The sequence below is a fragment of the Glutamicibacter sp. AGC46 genome, assembly GCF_053543715.1.
Window position 1 is genome coordinate 35,741 of the sequence record NZ_JBLVOJ010000001.1, and the last position, 14,675, is coordinate 50,415.

Here is a 14,675-nt window from a genome sequence, read left to right on the forward strand (position 1 = left end):
ATCAGTATCCCAGCCTTGCCATCGGCTCGCCCCATGAGTTTCGAGTTGCATGAAGTAACGGGAGCTTTCGTCGTCCTAAACGAGGTCGCGCACTACTTTATTTGCGACTGAGCAAATGACGACCATTCCGCAAGACGGTCCGTCTACGGACTAATTGCGCGTCCGCAAGGGAACCCACTGCGGGACAATGCCTTGTTGCGGATTGGTTTACGTGCTAGGCGTAAATAGATCCTCAATGCTGCATTGAAAGGCAGCTGCGATTCTGAAAGCAACCGGCAATGAAGGATCGTAGTGCCCTTTTTCAATAGAAATGATGGTTTGACGGGACACCCCGAGTTCGTCGGCCAGGCGCTGTTGAGACCATCCCAAATCTTTACGGCGCTGAGGGAGTGTGTTCTGCACTATGAAGCCGACTTCTTCTGCCAGAGGTAACGTGCTGCGATGTCGAGCATGGCGAAAAGGACCATGGCGGAGAGGCACCAACTAACAGGAGCTTCGATCTTCATGAACGCGAACACTGCAGCGCCGAGCCCGCCAACAAGGAGAATGTCTCCGAAAGCGCCACTTGCAGCTTTTTCATACCAAGCGGATTCGATGGAGTCGTCTGGCCTTTTGACTACACCAGAAAGTGTTGATCGGTCAATAAGGAGTACCCATCCGAGCGCTGCACTTGCTGGCAGGGTACCAATGGCCATAAGGGCAAAAACGAGCACCGGGCGCTCCGCGTTACCGAGCAACGAGAAGCCCCAGCCTAGGCTTGCTGAGACAAAGATGCCTATCCCAAGCGAGACACCTATTAAGGCTGCAGAGCTGCCGCCAAAGCGCGCTTTCCCCCAGCGGGTCTGTGAAACCTCGTTGGCGTTCATTTCATCCACTCTCTCTAAAACAAGGCCCTGACGGAGCCACTACTGTAAAACATACTTTACTGACAAAGGAGCTTTACGTCAAAGGAGCTTGTCTCTATGCGGAAGATCGCTCCTTCCGATCCCCCGTCTCACCGACGGTCCCGTAAGCCAGTCCCCTAGAGAAACGACCGCAAGGGGAACCCTCTTCGGGGCAGAAATCAGGCGAGCACCTGTTTGAAAAGAGCTTGATACTCGTCGTTGGCCAGATCCAAACTGATTGCCTCATCCAAGGTGAACCACCCGAAATCGTCATGTTCCTCGGGTACAGCGTTGATGATCTCGCCGTCCCATTCAGAGACCCGCCAAATTTCTAGGAAGAGATTTTCTTCCTGACGAGTGGCAAGTAGGTCTTCCGTGTTTGGCGGGACTATTTCTACGTTTAACTCTTCGCGAAGTTCACGCACAATCGCTTGTCGACCGTTCGCGGACTCTTCAACATGGCCTCCTGGAAGATCCCAGACATCCGGATATTTGGCCTTTGAAGGGGAACGGTGCACAAGAAATACCCTCCCCGAGCGTACGAGCAATCCGCAGGACACATAGTGTTTCATAGGCTCTCCCATGAGATGAGTCTACAGATGTCGTTACGAATTGAATTACAAGGATACGACCGCTCTGAGAGGGATGAGTGAGGTAATTTTGGGAGCTGGTCACGTCTATCCCGTATGACGGTCGTTCACCGGTACAACTACAGACGACTTCGGACACTAATAAATTTGGCGAGTTTCAGCGATTGCTAGATTCCCGTATACCCCGCCCGATAAAATGCCCGGTGAAGGGGCGCTAAACGGTACACTCCAAATCATGACCGGACTCCTGATCGGATACGCGCGCGTATCCACTAACGACCAAGACCTCACAGCTCAAAAGAACGCGCTCATGGCCTCGGGCGTGCCTCCTGAGAAGATATTCACCGACCAAGGCCTCACCGGCACCAATAGAGCACGGCCAGGACTCAGCGAAGCATTGGCCGCCTGCCGCAATGGGGATACGCTGGTGGTCACTAAACTAGACCGGCTGGCACGCTCATTACGCGACGCAAAAGACATCGTTGACGAACTCACCCGCCGTGAGGTGAAGCTCAGCATCGGCGGATCTATCCATGACCCCACCGACCCTGTAGGCAAGTTACTCTTCAATGTCTTAGCCATGGTTGCCGAATTTGAGGCAGATCTAATCAGGGCGCGTACCCGCGAGGGCATGGCCGTTGCCAAAGCAAAGGGCAAACTGCGCGGCAAACAGCCCAAACTCTCCAAGAAACAAGAAACCCACTTAGTCGCGCTTCACCACGCGGGGACCCATACGACGGCAGAACTTGCCGAACTCTTCTCAGTGGCTAGATCCACTGTTTACCGCGCTATTAAACGCGCGGGTGAAACAGCCAGTTAGGGCCGCACATTCCCTCTGTGCAGGATAGTGCAGAGGACTATTGATCAAAAACCGACTCCGTGCAGTCGACTTCTGAAATTTTTATGTCCATAGTCGACTGCACAAGCCCGGAATTTCAACGGCTCATGTGCAGCCAACTTCGGAATCTGACAGTCATAGTCAGAGTGGGTGTTCGCATAAAAACACCCCCTAAAGAACTGTCCAAAACGCCATGCCGGACAGACCCCTACGGGACGGTGTGACTGTTGCAGGTGCGAAAGAAAAAGCTTGTAGGTTCGAATAAAGCGCGGGGCGCGCTTCAGCGATTAACATGATTCGGACTGTGCCATACTGGCGAAATGGACACGCCACGCATCCCCGTATCATCGATCATGGCGCGATGGAACTCCGCTGATCAAGCCGTGGACCTTGTCATCGACGGGACCGCGGTCATCGATATAGTCGATATTCAACGACATTGGGGGGTTTCTCCGTTTGCACGCCGTTTCTCGCGCGCAGCAGTACACCAATGGTTGACTGATTATCGCGGGGCGTACGGCGACCGCGATGAGAGGCTTTCGGGAGAAGAACTAGAAATCACAGTCTGCAGGGCGTGCGGCGATATGGATTGCGGCAATCTTGCGGTCGAGGTCGAGATGACAGCCGACACAGTCACCTGGAGACGACCTCACTGGGCCGGAGATGACGATGAAAACGACGACGAGCCCGATGCTAACGATCCAGAATCACTCTTCCCTCAGCTATTGGTATTCAACCGTGTCCAGTACGATACCGCGCTAATAGACGCGGAAAGGTTCATCGCGCGATCCAGGTGGCGTCGGCAGGAACCTGAGGCCGCAATATGGCTTGATCGACTACGCAACCGGTTCATGAGACTGTGGAATAAATAGGTACGTGCGCGCTGGTGGTAGAGGCCTGCTAACGCGATCCCAGTTAGGGTTCAGCTGGCGGTCATCGGATCTCAGTGGAGACGGCTTTGGAAAACGACAATTGCTCAGCCGGAAGTTGCATCAGCTTCTGCAACGGCAGCCAGAGCTGTACCTTCTACGCTCAACATCACAGTGCTGTCCCGACGGTTGAAGAAGTGTGTAATGATCGTCCGGCCGTTGGCCTCCCAAATCCAGGGTGGCGTCTCTTCGTTGTCCCACGGATGTTCTGGTTTTCCAAAGAGATCGGTGAGTTGGATACGTAGTTCGTTGAATCCGTTTTGAACTGCTGGTGCACCGGATTCTTGAGTGCTGTAGAGGTGGATTGTTACACCTAGGAACTTACGGTTATACGTGTCCCATGAACCAAGCACTTGTCCGCCGACACATATATCCAGCTCATTCATCTGGTGGGGTGATTCTTCGTTCTCTAGCTCGTACCGGCCCCCTGATATGAATCCAACACGCGCGAATAGATTTTCGCGTTCTTGATCAGACCGTGGCCAAGGCTCGTCGACCAATTTCTTGACGAGCTTCACGACGGTGCCAGGAGTGGGATTCAATTCCAACAAGAGGTCAGTCTCGGACATAGTGTGAGCTTACCTCGCAAGAATTGAGACATGGCCCTTAGAGGTTCCTCATTCGGGACACCAAAAACGGTCGTTTCTGACACATCCGTCTGTCAGGTTGGACGAAAATCCTCGACGGTCGAGAATTCAACAGATTTTCCAAGGTCGTTTCGTCGCAAAACCCAATGCCAGAAACTATGTATCGAAAGCGCAACCGATTCACGAGTATAGACATTCCTTCAGTCGGGAGCTGTCTCCACCAACTAGCTTTCGGCTAGCATTTAGCCTCGACCCACTGCCTGGGATAAGTTTGCATTCTGCAGCGTCCTGTCCAGCATCTACGCTATGTGCCCTTCAGCTCCGCAGCATCTGGCCCGTGGACAGCAAAGAAATGCCCTCGGTACATGCCAGAAGTTGCACTCCTCAAGTTCGCTAACCTGAATCGGCTTTCAGTCGTTCGCATCCCCTAATTTCTCATCATTTTAGAGTCCTCTCGCCTCCCTGGCTTCGATAATTGGCTGCAGTTGATCATCGTCAAGCTTGCTCTTCAAGGCAGCCACTAGGTCGTTCAGCGCATGGGTAATACCGTAAATATCCGTTCTTGTATGGCGAATTCGATGAGCATAGTGACCTACCAACTCATCCCCATATGCCGCGATAACGCCTTCAGGAAAATCCCATCGATGATGCCGGGTATCAAAACCGACATTGTGGCCCATATACATGTCGATCGCGTCGGGCACGCCATCCCCGAAGTAGGGAATCAAGTACCCCCATGAAGACACCTCTTCAGTCCCAGCGTCTCTAGGGATGCCTCTTAAACGCCGAGACATATAATCGCCCAACCAACGCTTCCAAACTTCCGTTCGGTCGACACCAGCACCTTCCAAAAAGATCCCTATTGTTTGAACAAAAGATGAAGCATATTTTCCATTCTCAGCAAGGATGCTTTGTTTGAGTAGCTTCTCACGTTCTTCTTCGGGAATACTCGAATACGAAATAATTGATATGACTAGGCTAAAGAATTGGTTCTGGAGATGACCTTCGAGCTTGCGTATGAGCCCCCAAGAAGTGATAAGACAATCCGTGAAACCTGCAGCTAGGAGCTGGTTGTCTACTCGTGGGTTGTGTAAGTATGCCCTCCAGGAGCCCAGACGGTATCTTTCATCTTCGAATAGCGGAAGTATATGGTCCACGGTGAACTGAGAATCAGCTGCTTGCATGAAGTACAGATTTCCCGCAAAAGCAGGACCAGCTGCATCGCATACATGTTCGGGACCATCTAAAAGCTGCCTTATCGCGGCTCGTTCTTCATCATTTAGTCCACCCCATTCATCCCGGTGTTTTCGCCATCTACGATCAACTTCAGAGATCCAGTAATGTGCGAGATCTCCTGGCCACGAGTTGAGCTCCAACACAGCAACCGAATTCTTAGCAGATTGCCCTGCGTGTCGATAGTCATCGCCATGTTTGACGAAAAGGTCTATGGCTAAATGACGCATCTTGCCCAAGAATTCAGAATCGTCATCATCTGTTCGTTTCTGAATCTGTTCCAGAAGAAAACGAGTAATCGCGCGAGACGCAAGATCAACAGGCACTAAACTCGCAACACGGTCAAGCATCGTTACTTCAACGCTATCTTTAGCGCCCTTGGCCCATCCTTCGACTATGGAGGCGTATAGGTCATCTTTTGATAGACCGATGACTGGGGTGGAGTTGATAATTGACCAAACTTCATTTCCAACGTCAGGCCGAGCTTCCGCGACTTGCTTTACAAGGGAGAGGCAGTCGGACCACTCAGGCTCCTCGAAGTTTCGGCTTGAATAGTCCTGGCCAAGGAGATCCTGGACCGTCTGTGACGGTTCGATGCCGAACTTAGAGATGAATTCGTCAACTTCCATAGGAAGTTTTCCGGCCCACGTTCCTCCTGTCATCCATGAATTCATGTCTGGATGCTCGCGCTCAAGAAATTCGGGATTAACTAACTTAAGTTCCGCAAGTTCTTTTGCAGCTTCGCCCCAGCCTGGATCACATTTGGCTAACCAACTCACGAGGTTGAAGACTGCGTATGCATTGTGGCGTGCATTGTTTGGCATATCTTCAGTCAGTTTGGGGCCGATTCGTGCTGCGTCCAGAAGAGATTTGCGGCTTTTCTTGGAAGACTCCGCTACTAAACTTTCCAGGGCAAGATAAACTTCGTGTTTCAGGTTGACCTCGAAGAGGACTGCCCGTTGAATTAGCCAGGAAATTTTCTCGTCTACTGTCCTGATTTTGTCCAGTCTAAGTAGGTGTAGAGAAAGCCGGCGAAATAGTGATAGATCTGTTGACCACCAGGTGTCAATTAACGTTGCATTGGTAGGAAGAGCCTTCTCCCCATACGCCCTAAGCCCGTCGATGATCGCATCAATCGGATTGCGAAACTGATCCTGCTCGTGGGGCTCAATTGCTTTACGACTGAAACTTAGAGGGTCCCATTCCCGTTTCCCATGATACGTATTGATCAATTCGTAGGCGCTTTGAAGAGCGAGCTCCAGCAAGTTTCCCAGCGCCCGGTCTCCGGGTTTTCTACGTGATACAGCCTTTGAGACATGACGGGTCAGGATTTCGGAATTCGCATCCCAATGCGCCTCCGCGTCGGGTAGCTGCATCGGATCTTGTGTTTCATTAAACGTCATCCGGGGCTTGAGCAACAGATATGGTTCGATAGCCACGCGAAGTACGGCCCCTGGTTCCTCTTCCTCATAAGGTTCATATGGGAGCAGTCCGTACTCAAGAGCAGAGGCAACGTTGCGCGACACAGAGGATGCTAGAAAAGATTTCCAGCGTCGTCCCGCAATCTTGTCTTCCTTATACAGTTCGTTCGCAGCCCTACAAGCTACCTCGATGATAGCCCCGTCGAATTTTTGACCTAGTCGCTGCACCGTTTGCAAAGCTACGCCATGGAGTTCAGATTTGGCGATAAAAGACCAGCAAAACCAGTGCGCCAGAATCGAAGAAATTGGACTTTGCAGCCCCTCCGAAAAAACACCCGCAAAAGAAGGTAAATCTTCAATCCACCGAAGCCATTCTGCTTGAAGGGCAGGTTCAACACTTTTGACCTGGTGCACAAATTCGTTTGCACCGTCTTCCGTTGACAAGCGACTGAGCAAATAATCGTGGTCAACTGGGGTAATTTGGGTCCCACCCTTAATGATTTCAGCGGTCATTGCGTTATGGTCAGTTCGGCCCATCCGAACCCGCAGATCCCACGCTTCAAGAGCAGCCACCAATGAACTATGGTCGTTATCCCTGACCGGATATTCAATCGTTTTAATACCTAGCCGCGACCACTTTTTTCGATCGCGATCTGCGCCGTTATTTGGAACCTCTGCTTCTTCCATCCCTATGAATGCATATCGAGCAGTTCCCGACGGCAGCCCCAGGGCGAGATAACGCATGATGGGATCGTCATGACTATAGCCCACGAAAAGAACAGTAAATGATTCGAACATTTGCAACAAGAACCTTGTTGCCCACGCGTCATTAAGATAAGCACGCCCGAAATCTCTGTCAGTAAGGACTAAATGCCGAGGGGGTCTCGCGGTCGAGCCATGCAAGTGAACAATGCCTGTAAAATCCCGTCCTAGCGGAACGGCGGGGCCAGCCCAAACATCGAGTTCTTCAATTTCGGATACAGTCGACAAATGTCTATCGAAGTTCGTCGTAACTAAGCGAGGCTGCCCCTTGGATAAGGCAATTCTCATCAGTGCGGTATGAGTTCTATTCGGCTTTGAGTCATCGCGTTCAATGAGATCACGTGTGTGTCGATGGATGTCGAAGCCGTCTGGCAAGGAGCCCAAGAAGTGATCTAGTTCGACCTCACTATTGAAAGGCTCTCCCGCTAGTCTTGCGAGTTCTTTAGCCAATTCTTCAAATGAAGGAAGGGACGAAGGTGCACTCATCGAAGCGCCCGCACCTACAAAGAGAACTAATTCACCGCTTGCGTGATCATCAATAACTTGCTGAGGGAGATCGACCTTACTCGTAATCCACATTGATTGCTGCTCCTACTAAAACGTTAGGACAAACACGCGCACATTAGATGCAAAATTCCGGCATGCTTTTGGATGATCGTAGCAACTGCTATTAGTAATCAGCACTAAAGTGGATCCATCGTCATATAGTCTTACAACCCATAGGTTGCAAGACGTCTCACCACCTACCACTCCCCTGATGAAAAATTCGCGGAAACTCAACGGTTCGAAATTCTCGCAACCATGTGTCGCAACCAATGACGTAAAATCAGGTCAACACCATTAGTTGCGAGACACTTTCGAAGGACCGATGACCAAACTGATCGGATACGCCCGCGTATCCACCAAAGCCCAAGACGCCGACCGGCAAATCCAAGATCTTCTGGCGGCCGGCGTCCGGCGCGATGACCTCTACACCGACCACGGCCTATCCGGCGCATTGGCGAAGCGGCCCGGACTCGGTAAGGCGCTCGAATCGCTGCACCCGAACGACACGCTCGTGATCACCACCTTGGACCGGCTTGGGCGCTCCACCCAAAAAATGCTCGAATTAGCCGAAGAACTGCGTGAGCGAAATATTGGTTTACGGGTGCTGAACTTAGGCGGCGGTGATGTGGATACCAAAACCCCAATGGGTGCCATGGTCTTCACCGTCATGGCAGCACTCGCCCAAATGGAGCTCGAGATCAAACGCGAACGCATCAACGACTCCGTCACCAAACGCCGTACCACCGGCGGCGACCTCGGCGGCCGACGCCCCACCTTCACCGAATCCCAAATCCGCACCGCATCCAAACTCATCCAAGCCGGCGAACCTGCAACCCAAGTTGCCAAGGATATGGGGATGTCCCGTGCGACGCTCTACCGACGGATCAATAAAATGGACAAGCTTCACACCAATTAGTTCATTCATAGAGATCGACGTCATCGAGTCTGGGCCATCCCCGTAAGTTTGCCGGCCATGAGACGCCCAAAGTCTTCCGCCGATTGAATACCCTCTTTTCCAAGTTAGGAGTATTCTCAGAAGATCACTCCACGAAGATTACCGAGCGTCAGAGGCGAAACCCGGGGAACGTAACTGAATAAAATTCAGTAAAGCTCGTGGTCGGCCAGCTTAAGGAAAGCTGCCCTCAATGGAGGAAGATATGAACACGCCCGAACTACATACCCCCGCCACCCAACGTCTCAACGAGCTGCTGCACTGCCCTATAACTCAAAGGCACCTCACCGCGTATGGATGGGTGGAAGGCATGCCAGTAGTCTTTGCCCACCGAGATGAGCTGGTGGAAGACGTCATGGGGTTTGTTTCCGTCCATGGGCGGGCTGTGCTTCTGGTGCTCACCAATGCTCAAACTGACGCCTTGCAACTGTGGCATGTCACCATCCCCAGCCCCTCTTCACCAGAGTTGTTCCTCTGCCATCGGGAACTACGCTCGCGGAACTCTGCATTAGGCACAGCGAGAATAGGCTTATGCCCTTTCGCGTCCATTTCTGGGCTCATAGCGCCGCGCTTCACCAGATCCCCCTCTACGTCAGCAACGACAACCACGCGGCGGATGCCCAGCTGTCATCTGATAATCGCTGAGCCTTGCGCCAATTCCCTAGTCAAACCTCTTAAATTTCTGAGAATCCTCACCGATCCCCAGTTTCGACGCTTCATATGCGCTCTGAGCAACGCGCGGCCCCCAGCCTTTGCCTGTCTGACTAGTCATTTTCGGCATCCTTCCGCCAATCCACATTTTCTTTCCACAGGCAATGCGGTTCCTTAAAAAACTGCCAATTGATGAGTTGACGTGAACTTTTATTAACGTTTACCTGAATCGGTAGCGTTGTTGCGCCGATCATCCTAGGGTGGAAACAACACACTAAGAACCGCAGCGACAGGCAGCCAGTCTGCGTTGTGTCTTGTTCCAAGCTGATGGGGATCACTCGGAAGACTCAAGAACACAGTGGAGGTAGTACCAATGCCAGGACGTCTCGTAAGAACGCAAACTGCCGAACGCGTCAGCGAACTGCTCGGATCACGTGAAGGACGCGCACACCTCGCCGCGCACGGCTGGGCTCAGGGAATGCCAGTGGTCATGGCTGATCCTGCCGAACTTCTCAACGACGTCATGGGCATGGTATCCATGCACGGGCGATCGGCGTTGGTCGCTATGCTCGACGCTGGCTCTGATGAACTTAAATTCCTCTATGTTTCCACGCCGAACCCCGTATTGAAGTCAGTCGATCCGGAGGAAGCTACAACTCACATCCCAGAGCTTTTTGCTCGCACAGAGAATCAAGGCGCGGTAACTTTCCGAGTAAAGTATTGGGATTCCTGCGCAGTGGCACTGCCCATCCCGGTATTCCACCCAGTGTCAGACACGAAAAGCTACGGGCAGCGCTTGAGCCTCTGACCCTTTCCGCACACTATCGGATGGCAGAGAAAGGAGCATTGCGGCTGAAGGCCAGTCATCGGCCATGCCGCACAGCTAAATCCGTAGCTCTCTACCAGTAAGTCTTTTATTGCGCCGCTCTATCACCGGTTTGATCAGCCTCGTTCAGCTTCGAAAGCTGAACAGGTTCAGGCTCCGCTTTCGCTTCATTAATCGAGCACGCCTGTGGTGCGTGCTACGAGTGCGGATGCTCATGTGAATCGTGGGAAAGGCGCTGCAGGTCTTGATTCACCGCGTCGGGGTTTTCTCCTGCCGCGAGACGATGCACAGCTTCGAGCAGTCCTTGGACTTCTGCAACGCGGTGAGACCAATAAGTGGTCTCTAAACCGAAACCTAAAGCCGACTCCTTGGCGAACTGGTGTAACCCGTTAAGGTGGGTCTCCAAAGCGCTGGTCAAGTCATCGTACTGGTCAGGTGAGAGAGACAGATGAATGTCTTTGCGGTGGGTGTTCAACATGAACTCCTGGGTTGTCCAATAGTTCTATGGCCTCTGACCTTACTGCCGGGTAACAGGTATAGATCAAGACCGGAGAAATTTACTCAGCAACCCCACAAGAACCGTGACCAGCCAAGAAACATCGGTCTTTGCTGAAGTACAGGACGCGGGCACCGAAGTAAAGCGAAATGGGATTGCCCCGGCCAAGCCTAAAGGAACACCGGCATGCTACGCCATGACGCAGGCCTCACCGGCAGTTCTTCACCCGGTTCCCGTGAACAGCCACTCGAGGCATCCGAATGGCCGTGTTTCTCCTCGCGGTCAATATCCTCTATTAACGGTGGACCGCAAGACGAAACCATTGGAGACACAACCTCTTTCGGGCACGACTCAAAAATCTAAAAATCAGCCAAAAAATCTGAAGTCAGCTGCATCCCGTAAACCACTGACCATGGATTGTGGGAAATACCGTTCCGGAATCAGGTTTCGGGAATCCGAAAAGACTGCGAATCCGCTCACTGACGGATAATGCGCGAGCAGTTGATCCTGCGTCCCATAAATGATCGTTTTCGGTGCAAGCATTCAGCGCCCTAAGGCAGGCATGATCGTTCCGTTTCACGCCCCGTCACCGATCACCTCACCGGATGGGGCTAACAGAACGGTTGACTTTCCTGTAAAGGATAAATAAGGGGATAGTCGTCACCCACACCATCACCTAATACAGGCACAGGTTATAGATTTCGAACAGGGCCTAGCTCCCGAGCCAGATGACGAACAGCGTCCCCAGACTCATCCCAACGCGTTTCATGCTCCGAAACTGGGCAATCCTCGCGTGAGGATGAATTTTTCTATGTCGTCGTCACTGCCTTTTGACCCCTCGCCGACGCTCTCATCAAAGCTGTCTGAAGGGGTTCAGGTCACGTTGCTGAACTGGTATCGTCGGCGGTAACCATCGAGGGTAAGGAACGAATCCATGAGTCATATCATTTCAATGCTTAAAACCCATCCTCATGACACCAGCGGTCTGGATCTGCAAAAGCTTGCCGATTGCATCGCCGCGTGCTTCGAATGTGCCCAGAGCTGTGCTGGGTGCGCCGATGCTTGCTTGGCCGAAGACATGGTCGCTGACCTGCGCAACTGCATTCGGCTGAATCTTGATTGCGCCGACATCTGCGCCGCCACGGGAAGTATTCTTACTCGCCGCACCGGCCAGAACCCCGTGACCGTCAAGGCCATACTGGAGACCTGTCGGATCGCCTGCCAGCAATGCGCCTCCGAATGCGAGGCACACGCCGGCATGCATGAGCACTGTAAGGTCTGTGCTGAAGCCTGCCGACGCTGCGAACAGGCCTGCGCCGACCTTCTGGCCGATCTCGGCTAATTTCCCCTGGCTCGGCGTTCAGCTTCCGCAGGGGCTGGACAGTCCCGGCTTTGGCGGCCAAGGACGCTGCCGCTGCCGCTGCCGCTGTTTCAGGTGTGATGCCGCAGGCACGCGACCATGGTTAGTCACCGGCACATGCCGCGTCCGGTGTGAGCAGGCGTAGCCACAGTCCTGCCGAGCCTGGATCTTCAGGTGAAGCCCCGGCGCATGCGCCTTAGTCGCGGGACGATAGGTGCCATAGCCGCGATCAGGGTTGCATATCCGGGCCACTGCGATTTCCCCACGGGTTCCCTTCCTGACCGCGCTCTTTTGCTGGACACCGAACGCATCGATATCCTTGATGAGGGAAACCTTCACCCCGGTGGAAAGGCAGGATGCGATGAACCAGGCCATGGCGCAGCTCCTTATCCTGCCGCTGTCATCGCTTGTCCGGGGAGCTCCTGCCGGGCGACATCCCGTGGCCCTGCTGCTGGGGCTGGCCTCGATCATTCTCGGGATTCTGGGAATGCACATTTTGGGCGTTTCCCACCAGATGCCAGCCGCCACACCGCACGTGGCCATGGTGCCTGATACTGCCGGCACGGCCGTGGCCTCCCCACGCCACGCCACCTCCCAGGACCATAGCCCCGCCGTGGCGGACGCCTTGTCATGGACCGGAGCCGATCAGATCCCGGCTGACGCGTGCGCCGGGCCGTGCGGCAGCGAGCAGCACCTCATGGCTGCCATGTGCGTGCTGATGGTCATCATCCTCGCCACCTTGTGGTTCATTCCCAAACTTCGGTTCCTCAAGGCCTTCCACGGGCTGCGTGCCCCGCCCGCCATGCCCGCCCCGGCAACCCGTTTACCCTGGACTCCTTCGCTCATCGAGCTCTCCATTAGCCGCACCTAAAACACCGGCATCCCTTCCTGTGCCACAGGAAGGGCCCGTGCCTGCGCGCCGACGCGTGCGGGCCGGGGCATTGATGGACACCCCGATTGAAAATGATTTCGAAGGAATACGCACATGAAACGCCTAACCGCCATTTCGGCAACCACCCTAGCCGCAACCCTCGCACTGTCCGGCTGTTCCGCTGGCACTGGCACCGGCACCGGCACCCCAGAACCTACAAGTACCATGTCGGCCACGGCCTCGGAAGCCGCCGCCGAGCACAACAGCGCCGATGCCATGTTCGCACAGATGATGACTCCCCACCACGAACAAGCCGTCCAGATGAGTGACATCATTCTGGACAAGGAAAACCTGGACCCCCGGGTCATCCAGCTTGCCCAGGACATCAAGGCCGCCCAGGGACCGGAAATCAAGAAGATGACCGTTTGGCTGCAGGTCTGGGGAGAGCCGATGGACATGTCCGTGAACCACCAGATGGACGGGATGATGAGCCCCGAAGATCTGGCCGAGCTAAAGGACGCCGAAGGCGTCGAAGCATCCCGGATGTTCCTGACCCAGATGATCGCCCACCACGAAGGGGCAATCACGATGGCCGAGGACGAGGTCTCCAACGGATCGAACCCCGAGGCCGTTGCCCTGGCCAAGGACGTCGTCTCCAGCCAGGGAGCCGAGATCCAGTTCATGAAGTCCCTGCTGGGCGACCTTTAGGACTTTTAGACCACGATTGCCGGGCGCGGGAATTCTCCCTGCGCCCGGCAGCAGGGCACCGGTGCTCTTGGAGGATCGGTGCCCGGCCTGTCCCGAACATCTCTGCTTGACCTAAGGAACCACCATGCCTTCAAAAATTCCCCTTTTCCGCGCCAGGCAACGGACCGTCTTGGCCGTCGCGTCACTGTCCCTTACGCTGCTGGCCACCGGCTGCGCCCAGCCGGCCGGCAACACCCCAGCGCAGGAACCTGCCGGCACCGCGGTGTTCAGCCACATCCACGGCATGAGCGTAGACCCCGACACCCAGCGCATCCTTCTGGCCACTCATGAGGGACTCTTCGATGCCACCTCGGAGATCCCCCGCAAGATCGGACCGACCATCGATCTGATGGGATTCGCCTCCGCCGGCAATGAGCACTACTATGCCTCCGGGCATCCCGCCCCAGAGACCGGCCTGCCGGACCCCGCGGGTCTGATCCACTCCATCGACGGCGGTGAAACCTGGGAACCGCTCTCCCGGCAGGGGGAATCGGACTTCCACGCTCTGACCGTCACGGGCGGAGGAATCATCGGGTACGACGGTGCACTGCGGGTGACCGGTGACATGGAATCATGGGCCACCATCGATACCGACCTCCAGCCCTACAACCTCGCGGGGACTCAGCTGGCTCCGGTGGTTCTGGCCACCACCGAACAAGGAGTCCACCGCTCCACGGACGGCGGGGAAACCTGGGCCCTGCCCACGGGTGCGCCAGTCCTGCTGCTGACCGCTTTCGCCAACGAGGCCACTGCTGTCGGCGTGGCACCAGATGGTGCGGTGCAGGTTAGCCATGATGCCGGAAGCACCTGGCAGGAAACCGGAGGCACCATCACCGGGCAGCCGGCCGCGATCACCGCCAGCGAGGACGGTGGGCAATTACGGATCTGGGTGGCCACCACCACCGGCATCGAACACTCGGCAGACAACGGAGCGACATTCACCCGGCGATAGCCACACGAGGTAGGCGCGGGGGGCCCAGGG

The 14,675-nt window shown here is 54.6% G+C and carries 15 protein-coding genes; 8 read left to right on the forward strand and 7 right to left on the reverse strand.

Features of this window, described 5'->3' with window-relative positions:
* Window positions 1-207 precede the first annotated feature (207 nt).
* From ACNPM8_RS00165 to ACNPM8_RS00175, 3 genes are all read right to left on the reverse strand, one after another.
* Window positions 208-402: a helix-turn-helix transcriptional regulator gene (locus ACNPM8_RS00165; protein ID WP_448938500.1), complete on the reverse strand. Its 195-nt coding sequence runs from the start codon at window positions 400-402 to the stop codon at window positions 208-210.
* Window positions 402-866, reverse strand: coding sequence for a hypothetical protein (locus ACNPM8_RS00170; RefSeq protein ID WP_448938501.1), 465 nt, complete (start codon window positions 864-866; stop codon window positions 402-404). Before ACNPM8_RS00170 ends, ACNPM8_RS00165 begins: the two co-directional genes overlap by 1 nt.
* 197 nt (window positions 867-1,063) lie before the next feature.
* Window positions 1,064-1,468, reverse strand: a complete 405-nt coding sequence (locus ACNPM8_RS00175; protein WP_448938988.1) for an NUDIX domain-containing protein — start codon at window positions 1,466-1,468, stop codon at window positions 1,064-1,066.
* A 241-nt stretch (window positions 1,469-1,709) separates the two neighbouring features.
* Between ACNPM8_RS00175 and ACNPM8_RS00180 the strand changes: the two genes are divergently transcribed.
* The gene (locus tag ACNPM8_RS00180) at window positions 1,710-2,294 is read left to right on the forward strand and encodes a recombinase family protein (RefSeq protein WP_402697775.1); all 585 of its coding nucleotides are present in this window, start codon (window positions 1,710-1,712) and stop codon (window positions 2,292-2,294) included.
* Between the two features lie 338 nt (window positions 2,295-2,632).
* Window positions 2,633-3,184 (forward strand): hypothetical protein, encoded by a 552-nt coding sequence (locus ACNPM8_RS00185; RefSeq protein WP_133833159.1) that lies wholly within the window; start codon window positions 2,633-2,635, stop codon window positions 3,182-3,184.
* A gap of 104 nt (window positions 3,185-3,288) precedes the next feature.
* Here ACNPM8_RS00185 and ACNPM8_RS00190 read toward each other — a convergent pair whose 3' ends face one another.
* Together ACNPM8_RS00190 and ACNPM8_RS00195 are read right to left on the reverse strand one after the other, a co-directional pair.
* Entirely contained in the window at window positions 3,289-3,810 is a 522-nt protein-coding gene (locus ACNPM8_RS00190) for a hypothetical protein (protein WP_448938504.1), read from the reverse strand.
* 461 nt (window positions 3,811-4,271) lie between these two features.
* Window positions 4,272-7,823, reverse strand: coding sequence for an SIR2 family protein (locus ACNPM8_RS00195; protein WP_448938989.1), 3,552 nt, complete (start codon window positions 7,821-7,823; stop codon window positions 4,272-4,274).
* 289 nt (window positions 7,824-8,112) lie between these two features.
* On the opposite strand from ACNPM8_RS00195, the gene ACNPM8_RS00200 reads away from it, so the two are divergent.
* Window positions 8,113-8,706 (forward strand): recombinase family protein, encoded by a 594-nt coding sequence (locus ACNPM8_RS00200; RefSeq protein WP_448938990.1) that lies wholly within the window; start codon window positions 8,113-8,115, stop codon window positions 8,704-8,706.
* Window positions 8,707-9,766: 1,060 nt separating this feature from the next.
* Window positions 9,767-10,201 (forward strand): hypothetical protein, encoded by a 435-nt coding sequence (locus tag ACNPM8_RS00205; RefSeq protein WP_448938991.1) that lies wholly within the window; start codon window positions 9,767-9,769, stop codon window positions 10,199-10,201.
* Window positions 10,202-10,415: 214 nt separating this feature from the next.
* Here the strand turns inward: ACNPM8_RS00205 and ACNPM8_RS00210 are convergent, their stop codons facing one another.
* Window positions 10,416-10,697, reverse strand: coding sequence for a hypothetical protein (locus ACNPM8_RS00210; protein ID WP_443441816.1), 282 nt, complete (start codon window positions 10,695-10,697; stop codon window positions 10,416-10,418).
* Window positions 10,698-11,649: 952 nt separating this feature from the next.
* Here ACNPM8_RS00210 and ACNPM8_RS00215 point away from each other — a divergent pair.
* Window positions 11,650-12,057 carry a four-helix bundle copper-binding protein gene (locus ACNPM8_RS00215; protein WP_448938992.1) on the forward strand — a complete coding sequence of 136 codons (408 nt, stop codon included), beginning with the start codon at window positions 11,650-11,652 and terminating at the stop codon, window positions 12,055-12,057.
* Between the two features lie 18 nt (window positions 12,058-12,075).
* On the opposite strand, the gene ACNPM8_RS00220 is transcribed toward ACNPM8_RS00215, so the two are convergent.
* Window positions 12,076-12,450, reverse strand: coding sequence for a hypothetical protein (locus ACNPM8_RS00220; RefSeq protein WP_448938993.1), 375 nt, complete (start codon window positions 12,448-12,450; stop codon window positions 12,076-12,078).
* Here ACNPM8_RS00220 and ACNPM8_RS00225 point away from each other — a divergent pair.
* From ACNPM8_RS00225 to ACNPM8_RS00235, 3 genes are all read left to right on the forward strand, one after another.
* Complete coding sequence (locus ACNPM8_RS00225; protein ID WP_448938994.1) at window positions 12,449-12,946, forward strand: DUF6153 family protein; 498 nt, start codon at window positions 12,449-12,451, stop codon at window positions 12,944-12,946. The two genes, ACNPM8_RS00220 and ACNPM8_RS00225, sit on opposite strands and share 2 nt — an antisense overlap.
* A gap of 114 nt (window positions 12,947-13,060) precedes the next feature.
* On the forward strand, window positions 13,061-13,654 hold the full coding sequence (locus ACNPM8_RS00230) for a DUF305 domain-containing protein (RefSeq protein ID WP_448938995.1): 594 nt from the start codon (window positions 13,061-13,063) through the stop codon (window positions 13,652-13,654).
* Between the two features lie 124 nt (window positions 13,655-13,778).
* Entirely contained in the window at window positions 13,779-14,645 is an 867-nt protein-coding gene (locus ACNPM8_RS00235; RefSeq protein ID WP_448938996.1) for a F510_1955 family glycosylhydrolase, read from the forward strand.
* Window positions 14,646-14,675 lie beyond the last annotated feature (30 nt).

Excerpts from the sequence above, each read along its gene's own strand:
- ACNPM8_RS00200 (WP_448938990.1), top strand. The coding sequence starts at position 8,113 with ATGACCAAACTGATCGGATACGCCCGCGTATCCACCAAAGCCCAAGAC.
- ACNPM8_RS00180 (WP_402697775.1), top strand. The coding sequence starts at position 1,710 with ATGACCGGACTCCTGATCGGATACGCGCGCGTATCCACTAACGACCAA.
- ACNPM8_RS00170 (WP_448938501.1), bottom strand. The coding sequence starts at position 866 with ATGAACGCCAACGAGGTTTCACAGACCCGCTGGGGGAAAGCGCGCTTT.
- ACNPM8_RS00235 (WP_448938996.1), top strand. The coding sequence starts at position 13,779 with ATGCCTTCAAAAATTCCCCTTTTCCGCGCCAGGCAACGGACCGTCTTG.
- ACNPM8_RS00220 (WP_448938993.1), bottom strand. The coding sequence starts at position 12,450 with ATGGCCTGGTTCATCGCATCCTGCCTTTCCACCGGGGTGAAGGTTTCC.
- ACNPM8_RS00175 (WP_448938988.1), bottom strand. The coding sequence starts at position 1,468 with ATGGGAGAGCCTATGAAACACTATGTGTCCTGCGGATTGCTCGTACGC.
- ACNPM8_RS00215 (WP_448938992.1), top strand. The coding sequence starts at position 11,650 with ATGAGTCATATCATTTCAATGCTTAAAACCCATCCTCATGACACCAGC.
- ACNPM8_RS00195 (WP_448938989.1), bottom strand. The coding sequence starts at position 7,823 with ATGTGGATTACGAGTAAGGTCGATCTCCCTCAGCAAGTTATTGATGAT.
- ACNPM8_RS00225 (WP_448938994.1), top strand. The coding sequence starts at position 12,449 with ATGGCGCAGCTCCTTATCCTGCCGCTGTCATCGCTTGTCCGGGGAGCT.
- ACNPM8_RS00185 (WP_133833159.1), top strand. The coding sequence starts at position 2,633 with ATGGACACGCCACGCATCCCCGTATCATCGATCATGGCGCGATGGAAC.
- ACNPM8_RS00190 (WP_448938504.1), bottom strand. The coding sequence starts at position 3,810 with ATGTCCGAGACTGACCTCTTGTTGGAATTGAATCCCACTCCTGGCACC.
- ACNPM8_RS00205 (WP_448938991.1), top strand. The coding sequence starts at position 9,767 with ATGCCAGGACGTCTCGTAAGAACGCAAACTGCCGAACGCGTCAGCGAA.
- ACNPM8_RS00230 (WP_448938995.1), top strand. The coding sequence starts at position 13,061 with ATGAAACGCCTAACCGCCATTTCGGCAACCACCCTAGCCGCAACCCTC.
- ACNPM8_RS00210 (WP_443441816.1), bottom strand. The coding sequence starts at position 10,697 with ATGTTGAACACCCACCGCAAAGACATTCATCTGTCTCTCTCACCTGAC.